A 14,476-nucleotide genomic window follows, 5' to 3' on the forward strand; every position below is an offset into this window, starting at 1 on the left:
ACGGATTCGTACACCTGCGCAGACCCCCTCCGCACGGGGGAACGCGGGGCCGATCATGCTCCGCGAGGGCGTATAAAGGGCCCTTCGGAGCAGCCGGCGTCCCCCGATGGCCCACCTCATCCCCACGCGGCAGGCGTCACCGCGTCACCGAGCGGAGGAGCGCCCCATGAGCACCTCGGAACACATCACCGACCTGCTGGTGTCGAACTTCGGTACCGACCCCGAGGTGATCGGGGACGATGTGCCGCTCCGTCGACTCCGTCTGGACTCCCTCGCCCTGGAAGAGCTGAGACTGCTCATCGAGGACCGGCTCTGCGTCGATCTGGAGGACGTCGAGATCACCTCGCGCGACACCGTCGGCCGGCTCGTCTCCGCCGTGCACGACAAGGTCACCGCGTGACGGGCCGGCCGGTTCCCGGGCCCTGGCCGCGCCCCCGTCCGGAGCCGTTCCACGCCGCCGTGACCGGCGTCGGACTGATCACCGCCGCCGGAGTGGGCACCGACGCCTCGTGGCGCGGGGTCTGCGGCGAGGGCGACGAACCCTCGGTGGTGCACCGAGGCGAACTCGAAGGCCTGCCCTGCGACTTCTTCTACACCGTCACCGGACTCGACACCCGGGCCGAACTCGGTATCGCGGCACAGCGGTTGATGGACCGCTTCTCCCAACTCGCCGTCATCGCGGCCCGCGAGGCGGTGTCCGACGCGGGACTCGACCCCTCGGTCTGGGACAGCTCCCGGGTCGGCGTCGTGATCGGCTCGGCGCACGGCGGGCTTCCGTTCTACGACGAGCAGCACACCGCCCTCGGCGAGCGTGGCGCACGCCGGGTCTCGCCGAAGCTCGCCCCCCTCGTCGTCGTCAACGGCGCGGCCAGCAGCGTCACCCTGGACCTCACCGTCCACGGACCCAGCCTCGCCGTCTCCACCGCCTGCTCCTCCGGCACCGTCGCCATCGGCACGGCGCACCAGCTCCTGCGCACCGGCGCCTGCGACATCGTGATCGCGGGCGGCGCCGAGTCGGTCTGCTCCCGGCTCCTGATCGCCAGCGCCTGCCAGATGAAGGCGGTCTCCACCCGGCGGGACGACCCACGGTCCGCCTGCCGCCCCTTCGACATCCACCGGGACGGCTTCGTCGTCGGCGAGGGCGCCGGACTGCTGGTCATGGAGCACCCCGGCCACGCCCGCGCCCGGGGCGCCACCGTGCGGGCCCACGTCAGCGGCTACGGCGCCGCCAGCGACGCCTTCTCCACCGTCGCGCCCGAGCCCGACGGTCTCGGCGTCGAACGCGCGCTGCGCACCGCCCTCGCGGACGCGGGACTCACCGGCGCGGACATCGGCCACGTCAACGCGCACGGCACCTCGACCGTCGCCAACGACCTGATCGAGGCGACCATGCTCCACCGGGTCCTCGGCGACCAGGCCCTCGTCACCTCGACGAAGGCGATGACCGGTCACACCCTCGGGGCCGCCGGAGGCATCGAGACGGCCCTCACCGTCCTCGCGCTCCAGCACCAGCTGGTCCCGCCCACCGTCAATCTCGACGCGCCGGACCCGGAGATCCCGGTCGAGGTGGTGAGCAAGGAGGCCAGGCGGCACACCTTCGACCACGCGGCGAAGACCTCGCTGGGCTTCGGCGGCCACAACGCCGCCCTGATCCTGAGCCGGGCCTGAGGCGGGAGGAGGACGGACCATGGGCAAGGAGATCATCCGGTCGCTGTCGGTGGAGGGGGTTCCCTTCGCCTACCGCCAGCTGAAGCGCGGACCCGAGGGGCCGGAGCGGGCGCCCGTACCCGGACCGGGCGCCGGACCGGACGGTGTGCGGGTTCCGGGACCGGCGGGACCGGGGGCCGGACCGGACGACGCGCGGGTTCCGGGACCGGGCGCCGGACCGGACGCGGCTCGGGTGCCGGGAGACGCGGACGCCGTCACGCCGCCCCCCGGCCCCGTGACCGAGCCCGTGGTGGTGCTCGGCGGCGCGCTCCAGGGCATGTACGGGTGGCCCCAGATGGACGACCACCTCGGCCCGCTCGCCGACGTGGTGACCGCCGACCTCCCCGGCATGGGAAGCGCCGGTGCGCTGCCGCCCGGACCGAGCGCCGTACTGCTCCGTGAGGCGGTCACCCGGATCGTCGACGACCTCGGCGCCCCGCGCGTCAACCTCTTCGGCTTCTCGTACGGCACCGCGATCGCCTTCGACTGGGCCCGCCACCACCCCGGCCGGGTCGCCCGGATCGCCCTCGGCGGGGTCCCCGCGCACATCTCCCCGGCCCAGCGCGACCACTGGCAGCGGGCGGTGGAGCGGATGACCGCGGGCGACCCGGAAGGCCTCGCCACCCTCGCGGCCGAGGCCCTGATGTGCTTGGACCCCGAACGGTACGTCCACCGCGGTGCGCTGGCCCAGCGCTATGTGCGGCGGTCCTTCCTGCACGCGCTGCGCACCTCGCCGCACGCCGCGGACTCGCTGGTGCGCGCTCTGGGGGACCGGCCCGACTTCTCCGGCGGGCTCACCGGGGTGCCGGCGCTGGTCTTCGCCGGAGAGCACGACACGGTCACCTCCCCCGAGCGGCAACGGGAGTTCGCCGCGACCGTCGAGGGCAGCAGGTTCCTCACGCTCGCCGACGCCGACCACTGGGTGGTCCTGGAACGCTCGGACGACGTGGCCGAGTTGGCGGCCCGCTTCTTCACGGACCGCCCGCTCCCCGCCGACCGGAGGTCCGGCCCGGAGACCCGGCGGGAGTACGCCGCGCCGGGCGGGAGGGGCGCCTGAGGTGCCGTCGGGCCGGCGGGCTGCCGGCCGTCAGCCCGTCGGGCCGGGTGCCTGTTCCTGGGTCAGCTGGACCAGCAGGCCGCTCGCCGGGTCGGTGGAGTAGCTGAACACCAGCGGATCGGCCGAGTTCCGGGCCAGGGTGTCGATCTGCTCCAGGAAGCGGGACAACTCGATCGGCTGATGGGCGGCCGAGGAGGTGAAGGGCCGTCCGACGGTGATTTCGGCCGTCTCCGCGATCCGGATGTCGCGCTTCGCGCCGGTCCCCTTCCACCTCGGCGTCGCGGCCTGAGAACAGTCCCACCCGCCTTCCTCGGTGGCGAGGTAGATGATGTCGTGCTCGATCCGGTGGCCGGACAGACGCAGGGTCTCGTCGGCCGTTCCGGGGCACTGCCCTGAGGACGGCGAGGCGCCGGCCGTCCCGGTCGGTGTCGCGGCGGCCGGGGTCGACCCGGCGGGAGCCGGTGCGGTGGCCGACGGTGCCGCGGGCGTGGATTCGCTCCCGGAACTCTCGCACCCCGCGGTGGCCAGGACCAGGGCGATGCCGATGCCGAGCACCGCCGGCCCGCCCCGGGTGTAACGCCGTACGACCCCCGCGGTGCGTCTGCCTGCTCGCGTCGTGCCGATCATGGATTCCCCCGTGGTTGCACTCGTGGACGGGAGCGGCCGATCGCCGCCCGTCATCTACTGAATGCGCGGGGAGAGCCGTTCGGTTGCACCCGGGCGGGAATTCGTACCCACCCGTCGCGTGGCGCGCACGGTGGAGTACGGCCCGCGTGCCGCGCACGGCGGAGGGCCGCCCGCGAACGGACGGCCCTCGTGGATCACCGGTACGGGGCGGTGGCGGGGGTCAGTGCCCCTGCGCGTGGCCCTTGCCGTCGTTCTTGCCCTTGCCCTTGCCGTGGTCCTTGTCGTCCTTGGCCGAGCCGCCGCCGATCTTCACGCGGACGATCTGCGGGTCGTGGTCGCTCGCCTGGTCGGCGAACTCCGCGTTGATGTGCACCACGTCGTAGTCGAGGTGGCGGACGCCGGGGCTCGTCAGGATGTGGTCCAGCGTCTGGGAGTTGCCCTCGTAGACGTAGCTGTACTGCTCGTCCGCGGGCAGCGTCGTGATCAGCGGCTTGAGGACCTTGCCGTCGGTCAGCCGGGTCACGGCCGGGGAGAACGCGAAGTCGTTGAGGTCGCCGAGCGTGATGACCTTGGCCGACTTGTCCGCCGCCAGCAGTGACTTGACGAAGATGTTGACCTCGGCCGCCTGCTGGACGCGCTTGACCTCCGAACTGCGCTCCGGCTCCTGGTTCTTGCCGTGCAGGGGAAGGTCGCCGCCCTTGGAGGCGAAGTGGTTGCCGATGACGAACACGGTCTCGCCGTCGAAGCGGAACTCGCCCACCAGCGGCTTGCGGCTGTCCGCCCACGCGGCGCTCGTCGGGTTGATCCGGCCGGGCGAGGCGGAGAGCTCGACGCCCTTGCGGGTGTCCACCGCGGTGACGGCGGTCGCCGCGGTGCCACCCGGGCGGTCCACGAAGGACACCCGCTTCGGGTTGAAGAGGAAGACGTTGCGGATGTTCCCGCCCGGCTCGCCGCCGTCCTCGCCGTCCTCGGGGGCGATGTAGCGCCAGGAGTAGCGGGGTCCCCCGGCGGCGACGATCGCGTCGGTGAACCGCTTCAGGGTCGCCTCGGAGCCGACCGTGCCGTCGCTGGTGGCGCCGTTGTCGTCCTGGATCTCCTCCAGGGAGACCACGTCCGGCGAGGAGAGGTTGACGGCGACGCCCGAGGCGAGGGTGTCGAACTTCGCCTGGTCGTCCAGGGCGTCGAGGTTCTCCACGTTGTACGTGGCGACCGCGAGTTCCTTCTTCTTCTGCTTGCGGGTGACCTCGCGCTTCAGCCCGTTGTCGGTCCGCGTGCCGACCTCGGTGGCCTGGAGGGCGTAGCCGCCGAAGGAGACGTAGTCGAGGACGCCCGTCGTCGTACCGGAGAGCACGTCGCCCACGTTCGCGGTGGGCACCGGCGCGGAGGCGTCCAGGGACATCACTTCGATGCGCCCGGTGTTCTGGCCGGTGTACGAGGTGTAGAGCGTGCCGCCGCGCGCGCTCGGGTTCTCGTCCGGCTTGACCGTGACCCACATCTCGCCGTACGAGTTCGTCGCGCCGACGACCCGGGTGTCGGCGATCCGCACACGGACGCCTTCGAGGGACTCGTACAGGTCGAGGGCGTAGGTGTCCGGCTGGAGGGGGAGCGCCTCGATCGAGCCGCCGCCCGCGGTGGGCGTGTACGCGGCGGGCACCGCGGAGGCGTCGAGCACGACCGGTGCGGGCAGCGCGTTGCCGTGCGAGAGCACCGTGGTCTTCGGGGCGGTGATCTCGGTGACGGACTGGGTGCCGGTGCCCGGGTAGTACTCGTCCACCGTGCCGCCGACCAGGACCGAGTCACCGGCGACGACACCGGGAGCGGCGGAGCCGGTGTAGACGAAGACCGCCTCGCTGGTGCGGGCGTCCGCGTCCGGGGCGGTGTCCTGGAGCCAGTAGCCGCGCGAGCCGCTCGTACGGACGGCGGTGACGACGCCCGGCACCGCCGTGACGGTCCGGCCGTCGAGCGGCGAGAGGCGGGTGGTGCCCTGGATGTCGTGGACCCGGACGGTGCCCGGCTCGGTGGGCTCGCTCGGCTCCCCGGGGTCGGTGGAGCCGCCGCCGGAGGTCTGGTCCGCCGTGTTGACCGGGGTCGGGGTGCCCGCGGCGAAGTCGGCGGAGTTGTCGTCGGTGTCGGCGAGCGAGGCGGCGCGGGCCACGGAGGAGGTGGCGGACGGGGCGGGGGCGGGGCCCGTCTCGCGGACGACGGCGGAGCCGTACCCGACGAGGTCGACGATCCGGGTGTCGATGGCGCAGTCGGCCGCGGTCTTGCAGGTGAGCGGGGTGGTGCCGGAGACCAGGGCGACGGTGCCGCTGCCCGCGGCCATCGCGACGGTGCCGGTGGCGTCCGGGGTGGGCAGGGCGACTGTGCCGCCCGTACCGGCGGACTCGGCCACCAGGTAGCGACCGCCGGGAGCGACAGAACCGGTGAGGGGGGACACCTGCCAGAGCGAGCCGGCGGACGGGGTCCCGGGCAGGTACTGGACGCTGTAACCCGAGAGGTCGAACGCCGCGCCGCCCGCGTTGCCCAGCTCGATGAAGTCACGGGTGAGCGTGGCGCCCGAGTTGCCCCCGCCGCCGTAGACCTCCGAGATCACGGCGCTCGCGGACGGGGCGGCGAAGGCGGCGGGCAGGGCCGTCACCGACAGCGCGACGGCGACGACACCGGCCAGCGCGGCCGAACGGGCTCTGGATATCTGCACGGGTACTGCCCCCAAAGTGTGTAGTGAGAGCAGAAAGCTATGCGCGTAGAACATGCATGACAAGGCATCAGAGGTTAATTCCCCGCATCGTGTGGGTGAGTTGCCGGTGCGGCGGGTACCGGTCGGTGATGTGTGCGAGCGCGAAGGAGCGGACGGCGGGGGACACCCGACGGGCACGGACGGCACGGCCGGGACCGGGTGACCAACCGCGTCCGACGCCGCGCGCTGATCCGCCGAGGACGGCGGGACACCCCGTAGGGTCCGGAGCATGACTCCGAGCGCGGCGCGTCCCGGTCCGCAGGGGCGCGGTACGCCTCCCGGTTCCCCCTCCGGCTCCCGCGGCTCCGGGCAGGGGGAACCCGACCCCCACCGGTGGCGGGCCCTCGCGGTCTGCCTGGTGGCCGGGTTCATGACCCTGCTGGACGTGTCGATCGTCAACGTGGCGCTGCCCTCCATCAAGGAAGGGCTGCACACACCCGAATCGGACCTCCAGTGGGTGCTCTCCGGCTACGCCCTCGCCTTCGGGCTCTTCCTGATCCCGGCCGGGCGGCTCGGCGACGCGCGGGGGCGGCGCCCGGTGTTCATGCTCGGGCTCGCCCTCTTCACGCTCTCCTCCGCCGCCTGCGGGGCCGCCCAGTCCAGCCTCTGGCTGGTGGTCGCCCGGCTGGTCCAGGGGCTCGCGGGCGGCCTGCTCTCGCCCCAGATCTCCGCCCTGATCCAGCAGATGTTCTCCGGGCGCGAACGCGGCCGGGCCTTCGGGATGTTCGGCACGGTCGTCGGCATCTCCACCGCCGTGGGACCGCTGCTCGGCGGGCTGCTGATCCAGTTGGCCGGAGCGGAGGAGGGCTGGCGCTGGGTCTTCTACGTCAACCTTCCGCTCGGCGTGGTCTGCCTGCTGCTGGCCCGCAAGCTCCTGCCGGACACCCCGTCGGCCGGCAAGGTGCGCGCCCGCGACCTGGACCCGTTCGGTGTGCTGCTGCTCGGCGCGGGCGTGCTCTGCCTGCTGCTGCCCTTCGTCCAGGCCCAGCAGTGGCACGGCGACGGGAAATGGCTGCTGCTCCTCGGCGCCGCGGCGCTGCTCGCCGCCTTCGTCGCCTGGGAGGCGCGTTGCGCGGGCGGAGGTACGCAGCCGGTGCTGGACCTGTCGCTCTTCCGGCTGCGCTCGTACTGGCTGGGCTGTCTGCTGATCCTGCTGTACTTCGCCGGGTTCACCTCGATCTTCTTCGTCACCACGCTCTACCTCCAGGCCGGGCTGGGCTACAGCGCCCTCCAGGCGGGCCTGTCCATCTCCCCGTTCGCGGTCGGCTCGGGCCTCTCGGCCATGATCGGCGGCCGGCTGGTGGGCCGGTTCGGGCGCCCGCTGGTCGTCGTGGGACTGGGCATGGTGGCGATCGGTCTCGCCGGAACGGCCCTCGCCGTGCACCAGGTGCCGGGGCACAACGCGGGCTGGGCGATGGCCGCTCCCCTGCTGTTCGGCGGCATCGGCAGCGGGCTGGTCATCGCCCCCAACCAGACGCTCACCCTCTCCGACGTACCGGTGGCCCACGCGGGCAGCGCGGGCGGGACGCTGCAGACCGGCCAGCGCGTCGGCTCCGCGATCGGCATCGCCGCGGTCGGGTCCGTCTTCTTCGCCCAGGTCACCGGCGACGGATGGGCCACGGCGTACGACCACGGCCTCATCGTCTCGGTCGCCTTCGTCTGCGCCGGACTCCTCGCCGCGATCGCCGACGTGGTGGCCGGACGCCGTCACGGCAGGCGTACGGGCACGGGGGCGGGGGCGACCGGAGGGGCGTGACGGACGGGCACGGCAGGCGCGGCACGACGGGCGGGTGTGACGGACGGGGCGCGGCGGGCGCGGCACGACCGGCGGGTGTCCGCCGCCCGCCCGGGAACCGCTACTTCACGCGGGGCGGGGGCAGCGGGTTCCCGGAGGCGAGCGGCGACCGGGAGAGCTCCAGGCAGCCCGCGCCGATCAGGACGACCGCCACCAGCTCCGGCAGCAGCCACCATCCGGTGCGCAGCGTCTCGCCGAAGAGCGTCACCCCGTACAGGATGCTGATCAGCGCGTCGCCGAGCGTCAGCATCGGCTGGACCGCCACCAGCGTGCCCGCCTGAAGGGCGTTCTGGAGCAGGTACAGCGCTCCGACCCCGGCCGCCGCCGTGGCGTAGAGCTGCCACGCGGCGAGCAGTCGGGTCACCCCGCCGGAGCCGTCCAGGCGGCCCATGGCGTCCTTCATCAGAGCCGCCGTCAGCGCGTAGCCGCAGGCGGCGGCGAGCCCGAGGAGCGCCGCACGGACGTTGCGCCGGGAGACCAGGGCCGCCACGATCAGGGCCGCCTCGAAGATCCCGGTGACCAGGAGCGCCACCACCCAGGCGGTGCCCCGGACGGTGTCGTGGCCCCCGCCCGGAGCCGCCGACGCCATGCCGAGGGCCAGACCGGTCGTCACGGCCGCGACGCCGTACCAGACCTGGCGCGGGACCTGGACGCGCATCACGAACCCGGCCAGCAGCAGGGTGGAGGGGAGCTCGATCACGAAGATCGGCTGCACCACCGCGATCGGCCCGGTCGCGAGCGCCACGGCCTGGCAGACGGCGGCGACGATCACCAGCGCGATCCCGCCGAGCCACACCTTCTGGCGCAGCAGATGGCGAAACAGGGAGAGCCGCATCGCCGCGGAGTCCGGCACGTTGACGGCCGCCCGCCGCTGGAGAACCGAGGCGGCGCCGTTGCTGAGCGCGGTCAGGACGGCGAACAGGACGCTGATCACCGGTCCATCATGCGGGCGGGAGCGCTTCCGCCCCGGTCACACGGGCCACCCGAGTGTGTCGGCGGTCCAGAACCGTCCGAGTGCGTCGGCGGTCCGAAGCCGCCCCTCCTCCGGCCGCCGGGCGGAACACCGGGCCGTTGACCCTCCTCGCGGACCGGAACCGTCCGCGAGTCCGCGTACCGTGCCGGACATGGCCGCCCAGAAGAACCCTCCCGGACCCCGCCCGACCCCCGGGCCGGTGCGCCCGGCCGTGCTCTCCGCCCGGGCACTGAACCGGGCCACGCTCCACCGTCAACTCCTGCTCGAACGCTCGGAGATGCTCCCGAAGGACGCCGTCGCCCACCTCGTCGGACTCCAGGCGCAGAACACCCGGCCGCCCTACTTCCAGCTCTTCTCGCGCCTCGCCGGCTTCGCCCCCGCCGGCCTCTCCGCGCTGATGGAGTCGCGTGAGGTCGTACGGATCGTCACCCTGCGCTCGACCATCCACACCCACACCGCCGACGACGCCCTCACCGTCCGGCCGCTCGTCCAGCCGGCCCGCGACCGCGAGCTGAGGCTCTTCCGGCAGCGGCTCACCGGGGTGGACCTCGACCGGCTCAAGGAGATCAGCCGGGCACTCGTCGAGGAACGGCCCCGCACGGTCAAGGAGTTGCGCACCGCGCTCCTCGCCGAATGGCCGGACGCCGACCCGCTCGCCCTCACCGTGGCGGCCCGCTGCGCGCTCCCGCTGGCGCAGACCACGCCCCGGGGCCTCTGGGGGCGGAGCGGGCAGGTCACGCTCACCACGCTGGAGCACTGGCTCGGCCGCTCCGAGCGGGCCGCGCCGGACCCCGACACCCTGGTGCTGCGCTACCTCGCGGCCTTCGGCCCCGCCTCCGTGAAGGACCTGCAGAGCTGGGCCGGGCTCACCCGGATGCGCGAGGTCTTCGACCGGCTGCGGCCACAGCTCGTCACCTTCCGCGACGAGCACGGTGCCGAGCTCTTCGACCTCCCCGACGCCCCGCGTCCGGGCTCCGACGTCCCCGCCCCGCCGCGCTTCCTGCCCGAGTTCGACAACGTCCTCCTCGGTCACGCCGACCGTACCCGGATCATTCCGGCCGAGTTCAGCGGGCGCAACGGCAAGGGGAACCAGGCGTACGGGACCGTGCTCGTCGACGGGTTCCTCGCCGCGATCTGGCGCCTCGACCGTACGGACGACACCGCGACCGCCACCGTCCAGGCGCTGGGGCGGCTCGGCCGCGCGGACCGGGAGGCCGTCACCGAGGAGGCCGTACGCCTGCTGACCGTGATGTCGGACGCGGGCACGCACGATGTCCGCTTCGCCGACTTCGTGGACTTCGGGCACTCCGGCGGGTGAACCTCCCCCGGTGACGGACGGGGTCCTGTGGCAGGAGGGGCTGGTTGAATCGGGTGAGGCGACCGGTTCGGGTCCACAACGAGTTCGGGTCCACAACGAGGAGGACACATGTCGGCGACCAGCGCGACCGGGACGTTCCGGGCCGCCCGGGACTTCCTGCTCCAGCACCGTGAGGACTGGGCGACCGCCTACGAGGGATTCCGGTGGCCCCGCCCCGACCGCTTCAACTGGGCGCTCGACTGGTTCGACGTGATCGCCGAGGGCAACGACCGTACCGCCCTGCACATCGTGGAAGAGGACGGACGCCGCAGCGAGACCTCCTTCGCCCGGATGTCGGCCCGGTCCAGCCAGGCGGCCAACTGGCTCGCCGCGCAGGGCGTGCGCGAAGGCGACCGCGTCCTCGTCATGCTCGGCAACCAGGTCGAACTGTGGGAGACCGCACTTGCCGCCATGAAACTGCGCGCCGTCGTCATCCCCGCCACCCCGCAGCTCGGACCGGTCGACCTCCGCGACCGCGTCGACCGGGGCCGGGTCCGCCATGTGATCGTGCGCGCGGAGGACACCGGCAAGTTCGACGACGTGCCCGGCTCCTACACGCGCATGGCGGTGGGCGGCGCGGGCGACGGCGCCCGGGTCCCTGAGGGCTGGCTCTCCTACGCGGGCGCCGACGAGCACTCCGAGGTGTACGTACCGGACCGCGAGACGTTCCCCGACGAGCCGTTGATGCTGTACTTCACCTCCGGCACGACCGCCAGCCCCAAGCTGGTGGAGCACACCCATGTGTCGTACCCCGTGGGCCACTTGGCGACGATGTACTGGATCGGGCTGCGGCCCGGAGACGTCCACCTGAACATCTCCTCGCCCGGCTGGGCCAAGCACGCCTGGTCCAACCTGTTCGCCCCCTGGAACGCCGAGGCGACCGTCTTCATCTTCAACTACCAGCGTTTCGACGCGAGTCGGCTGATGGCCGAGATGGACCGGTCGGGCATCACCAGCTTCTGCGCGCCGCCGACCGTCTGGCGGATGCTCATCCAGGCCGACCTCACCCAGCTCGCCAACCCGCCGCGCGAGGTCGCCGCCGCCGGTGAGCCGCTCAATCCCGAGGTCATCGAGACCGTGCGGCGGGCGTGGGGCGTGACCGTCCGGGACGGCTTCGGGCAGACCGAGACCGCCGTCCAGGTCGCCAACTCGCCGGGCCAGCGGGTGAAGGCCGGTTCGATGGGGCGCCCCACCCCCGGCTACAAGGTCGAGCTGCTCGACCCGGTCACCGGCGAACCCGGTGCCACGGAAGGGGAGATCTCCCTCGATCTCTCCGCGGCCCCGGTCGGTCTGATGACCGGCTACCACGGGGACCCGGAGCGCACGGCCGAAGCGATGGCGGGCGGCTACTACCGCACCGGTGACATCGGCTCCCGCGACGAGGACGGGTACATCACCTACATCGGACGGTCCGACGACGTCTTCAAGTCCTCCGACTACAAGATCTCTCCCTTCGAGCTGGAGAGCGCCCTGCTGGAGCACGAGGCGGTCGCCGAGGCCGCGGTCGTGCCCGCCCCCGATCCGGTCCGGCTCTCGGTGCCGAAGGCGTACGTCGTGCTCGCCGAGGGCTGGGAGCCGGGGCCGGACACCGCGAAGGTGCTGTTCGAGCACTCCCGGGCCGTCCTCGCCCCGTACAAGCGCCTGCGCAGGCTGGAGTTCGCGGAGCTGCCGAAGACCATCTCCGGCAAGATCCGCCGGGTCGAACTGCGCGAGCGGACCGCCCGCGCGACCGGTACGGAGTACACCGAGGGCGACCTGCGGTGAACCGGGGCGGGGCGGGGCCGACCCGCGTCGTCGGGAGGCGGGGGAGCGCGGTGAGCCGCCCCTCCGTCTCTCCGCGCCTCAGGCGGCCTCGACCATGTCCGTGGCCGACCCCCGGGTCGCCGCCGCCCATTCGATGAGCAGGACCTCGTACGCCTCGGAGGACCAGTCGCGTCCGGCACGGGAGTCCACGAGGGCCCGGATGGCCTCGTTGGTCTCGACGGCGGACGGGCTCGCGGGACGCTCACGGCCGGGCGCGGGGGCCGCTGCCCCGGTCGGGCCGGCGGGATCGGCCGAGCGAGGGGCGGGGGAACCGGAGGACGAGTGACGGGAGGTCAAAGCCATGCGCACACGCTAGCGTTCGCCACTGACAACGTCGGTCCGAGGGGTGAGGGCCGGTCCCCGCGAGGGGCCCGGGGCGACCGCCGTCAGCCCGGAAGGCCGGGGCAGCACGATCCGGGCCGGGGCGCGACGCATGCAGACGCGGGGGCGGCGGTCCAGCCCGCTGCCCACCTCCTCGGCCCTGATCCGCCGCAGCCCGTCGGTGAGTTGGTCCTCGCGCAGTACGGTGAAGCCGATGCGCGCGTAGTACGGCGCGTTCCACGGGACGTCGGAGAAGGTCGTCAGGGTGAGCGCGGTGAGGCCCTGCCCCTCCGCCCACACGGCCACATGGTCGATGAGTGCCCGGCCGATGCCCAGCCGGGCCGCGGACGGATCGACCGACACCTGTTCGATGTGGGCGGCGCCGTCCACCGGGTCCGCGATCAGATAGCCGACAGGTCTCTCGTCCACGGGGGCGTGGGGGTGGGCCGCCACCCAGCAGCGTCCGGCGGCCCGGTAACTCTCCAGCAGTTCGAGGGGCGGCGGTTCGTCGTCGGCGACGTCTGCCATTCCGAGGGCTCTGAACGGTTCCCCTGCGGCGCGCTCGATGTCCTGGAGGCGGCGGAGATCGGAGCGTCTGGCGGAGCGGATGCGCATACGGCCAGTATGGCGAGCGCCGGCCCGCCGGGGTGCAGGGACTCCGGAAGTCGGGGCCGGACGCACCCGGCAGCGCCGGTGCCCGGCCCCGACGCCGCTTACGCCCCCGCGCCGAGCAGATCCTCGGCGGCGCCGTTGACCGGCCGCGGGGTACCGGTGAGGTCCATGACGAACAGCGGCATCGACACCAGGTCCGCGCGCCGGGTGGCCGCCTCGTCGTATCCCGCGAGCGAGAAGAAGACCCCGGAGACGGACTCGCTCAGCGCGTTCAGCCAGAGGCATTCGATCTCCCGCACCCCGGTCGGACAGGTCGAGGTCTCGACCTGCGCGAGCGCCCCGTCCGCCCGCAGGTCGACGCGTGAGACGGGGCGTTCGAGCGGCTGGACGACCCGTTGGAATCCGAGCCAGCCGAGGTACAGCCCGGCCGCCGTCACCGCGTCCCGCGCGGTGTGGATCGGCAGGGGCTCGAAGGGCGGGCGCGGCGGGGGCGCGGTGCGGGGGAGCGGGATGTGCGCCGGTGGCTCGGCGCCGGTTCCCGGCTTCCCGCCGGCTTCCGGTTCCGCGTCCGGTGCGGGGGCCGCGGGGAACTCCGTACGGACCGGGACGCGCAGGACCGTACCGCAGGGGCAGCCCAGTTCGGGCTGCGGCCAGTGGTCGTCGCGCCCGCAGGCGGCGCAGCGCGCGGTGACCCAGCAGTCCGCCCAGACGCGCCGGGTGATCACGGCGGCGGGCGCCCCGCGCACCGTTCGCAGCGCGGTGGGGGCGCCGCAGGGACAGGAGTAGACCGGGATCACGAACGGGTGGTCACGCAGACAGGCGGGGCAGCGCACGCGCACAGGCTCCACAGCGTCTCCTTCCGCCGGCGCCCGGGAACCGACGCGGCGTTCTGTGGCTGAGTGGGTTGCGGACGGCGGAGGGAGGAGCCTCGGACCGTTCCGTTCCCCGCCCGGCGTCCGCCTGTGCACATCGTCCTCCAGAGTCCGGTCCCCGGTAAGGCGTTTGGCGCGGCTTTTCGGCCGATCCGGGCCGTCGGAGCCGTTCTGGGGCTGTTCCTGAGCCGGTCCGGGGTCGGCCCGGGGCCGGTCCGGGGCTGTTCTGGGGTCGCGTTACAGTCGGGGCCGAGCCGGGCCGCACGCCGGCCGGGACCCCTGGGGAGGCACCGTGCGTCTGAGGGTGGAATTCACCACCGAACCCTTCGATCTCGACGAGGCCCCGGCCCACGCGGTGGTGGCCCGCGAGGTCATCGGCGCGGCCCCGCTGGACAGGGTGGACGTCGGGCCCTTCGGCAACACGGCGGAGGGCGGTGCGGACGTGGTGCTGGCCGCCGTGGACACCCTGCTCCGGCGCACCCTCGCGGCCGGGGCCACCCGGATCTCGTTCCAGGTGAACGTCATCGGTGAGGGGGAGGAGCGGTGAGTGCCGGCCCCGCCCCGGAGCCCCCCGCCCCGGAGCACCCCGCCCCGGAGCACCCCGCCCCGGACCAC

13 protein-coding genes are annotated in these 14,476 nt (G+C 73.3%); 7 read left to right on the forward strand and 6 right to left on the reverse strand.

Annotated features, from left to right (window positions below):
* Window positions 1-166: 166 nt before the first annotated feature.
* Genes ACFWEE_RS24685 through ACFWEE_RS24695 form a run of 3 tightly spaced genes read left to right on the forward strand, consistent with a single transcriptional unit; the run spans window position 167 to window position 2,764 of the window.
* Window positions 167-400, forward strand: coding sequence for an acyl carrier protein (locus ACFWEE_RS24685; protein ID WP_386892202.1), 234 nt, complete (start codon window positions 167-169; stop codon window positions 398-400).
* Window positions 397-1,668, forward strand: coding sequence for a beta-ketoacyl-[acyl-carrier-protein] synthase family protein (locus ACFWEE_RS24690; protein WP_386892203.1), 1,272 nt, complete (start codon window positions 397-399; stop codon window positions 1,666-1,668). Before ACFWEE_RS24685 ends, ACFWEE_RS24690 begins: the two co-directional genes overlap by 4 nt.
* A 19-nt stretch (window positions 1,669-1,687) precedes the next feature.
* Window positions 1,688-2,764: an alpha/beta fold hydrolase gene (locus ACFWEE_RS24695; protein ID WP_386892204.1), complete on the forward strand. Its 1,077-nt coding sequence runs from the start codon at window positions 1,688-1,690 to the stop codon at window positions 2,762-2,764.
* A gap of 30 nt (window positions 2,765-2,794) precedes the next feature.
* On the opposite strand, the gene ACFWEE_RS24700 is transcribed toward ACFWEE_RS24695, so the two are convergent.
* Entirely contained in the window at window positions 2,795-3,391 is a 597-nt protein-coding gene (locus ACFWEE_RS24700) for a hypothetical protein (RefSeq protein ID WP_386892206.1), read from the reverse strand.
* Window positions 3,392-3,611: 220 nt separating this feature from the next.
* Complete coding sequence (locus ACFWEE_RS24705; protein WP_386892207.1) at window positions 3,612-6,089, reverse strand: endonuclease/exonuclease/phosphatase family protein; 2,478 nt, start codon at window positions 6,087-6,089, stop codon at window positions 3,612-3,614.
* A gap of 268 nt (window positions 6,090-6,357) precedes the next feature.
* On the opposite strand from ACFWEE_RS24705, the gene ACFWEE_RS24710 reads away from it, so the two are divergent.
* Complete coding sequence (locus tag ACFWEE_RS24710; protein WP_386892208.1) at window positions 6,358-7,884, forward strand: MFS transporter; 1,527 nt, start codon at window positions 6,358-6,360, stop codon at window positions 7,882-7,884.
* Between the two features lie 100 nt (window positions 7,885-7,984).
* Here the strand turns inward: ACFWEE_RS24710 and ACFWEE_RS24715 are convergent, their stop codons facing one another.
* On the reverse strand, window positions 7,985-8,857 hold the full coding sequence (locus ACFWEE_RS24715; protein WP_386892210.1) for a DMT family transporter: 873 nt from the start codon (window positions 8,855-8,857) through the stop codon (window positions 7,985-7,987).
* Window positions 8,858-9,047: 190 nt separating this feature from the next.
* Here ACFWEE_RS24715 and ACFWEE_RS24720 point away from each other — a divergent pair, with 190 nt between their 5' ends.
* Window positions 9,048-10,214: a winged helix DNA-binding domain-containing protein gene (locus ACFWEE_RS24720; RefSeq protein WP_386892211.1), complete on the forward strand. Its 1,167-nt coding sequence runs from the start codon at window positions 9,048-9,050 to the stop codon at window positions 10,212-10,214.
* A gap of 108 nt (window positions 10,215-10,322) precedes the next feature.
* Entirely contained in the window at window positions 10,323-12,017 is a 1,695-nt protein-coding gene (locus ACFWEE_RS24725) for an AMP-binding protein (protein WP_386892212.1), read from the forward strand.
* 78 nt (window positions 12,018-12,095) lie between these two features.
* Here the strand turns inward: ACFWEE_RS24725 and ACFWEE_RS24730 are convergent, their stop codons facing one another.
* The 3 genes from ACFWEE_RS24730 to ACFWEE_RS24740 form a co-directional block, all read right to left on the reverse strand.
* Window positions 12,096-12,359, reverse strand: a complete 264-nt coding sequence (locus ACFWEE_RS24730) for a hypothetical protein (RefSeq protein ID WP_386892213.1) — start codon at window positions 12,357-12,359, stop codon at window positions 12,096-12,098.
* A gap of 9 nt (window positions 12,360-12,368) precedes the next feature.
* A complete protein-coding gene (locus tag ACFWEE_RS24735) occupies window positions 12,369-12,992 on the reverse strand; it encodes a GNAT family N-acetyltransferase (protein ID WP_386892215.1) in 624 nt (207 codons plus the stop codon).
* A gap of 98 nt (window positions 12,993-13,090) precedes the next feature.
* Window positions 13,091-13,837 (reverse strand): hypothetical protein, encoded by a 747-nt coding sequence (locus ACFWEE_RS24740; RefSeq protein WP_386892217.1) that lies wholly within the window; start codon window positions 13,835-13,837, stop codon window positions 13,091-13,093.
* Window positions 13,838-14,153: 316 nt separating this feature from the next.
* On the opposite strand from ACFWEE_RS24740, the gene ACFWEE_RS24745 reads away from it, so the two are divergent.
* Complete coding sequence (locus ACFWEE_RS24745; RefSeq protein WP_386892219.1) at window positions 14,154-14,408, forward strand: hypothetical protein; 255 nt, start codon at window positions 14,154-14,156, stop codon at window positions 14,406-14,408.
* Window positions 14,409-14,476: the final 68 nt, after the last annotated feature.

The organism is Streptomyces sp. NPDC060184 (genome assembly GCF_042728795.1).
Taxonomy (GTDB): domain Bacteria; phylum Actinomycetota; class Actinomycetes; order Streptomycetales; family Streptomycetaceae; genus Streptomyces.

Bases quoted from the DNA above. Each gene is read 5' to 3' on its own strand.
- ACFWEE_RS24685 (WP_386892202.1), top strand. From the start codon at position 167: ATGAGCACCTCGGAACACATCACCGACCTGCTGGTGTCGAACTTCGGT.
- ACFWEE_RS24695 (WP_386892204.1), top strand. From the start codon at position 1,688: ATGGGCAAGGAGATCATCCGGTCGCTGTCGGTGGAGGGGGTTCCCTTC.
- ACFWEE_RS24700 (WP_386892206.1), bottom strand. From the start codon at position 3,391: ATGATCGGCACGACGCGAGCAGGCAGACGCACCGCGGGGGTCGTACGG.
- ACFWEE_RS24710 (WP_386892208.1), top strand. From the start codon at position 6,358: ATGACTCCGAGCGCGGCGCGTCCCGGTCCGCAGGGGCGCGGTACGCCT.
- ACFWEE_RS24720 (WP_386892211.1), top strand. From the start codon at position 9,048: ATGGCCGCCCAGAAGAACCCTCCCGGACCCCGCCCGACCCCCGGGCCG.
- ACFWEE_RS24725 (WP_386892212.1), top strand. From the start codon at position 10,323: ATGTCGGCGACCAGCGCGACCGGGACGTTCCGGGCCGCCCGGGACTTC.
- ACFWEE_RS24730 (WP_386892213.1), bottom strand. From the start codon at position 12,359: ATGGCTTTGACCTCCCGTCACTCGTCCTCCGGTTCCCCCGCCCCTCGC.
- ACFWEE_RS24735 (WP_386892215.1), bottom strand. From the start codon at position 12,992: ATGCGCATCCGCTCCGCCAGACGCTCCGATCTCCGCCGCCTCCAGGAC.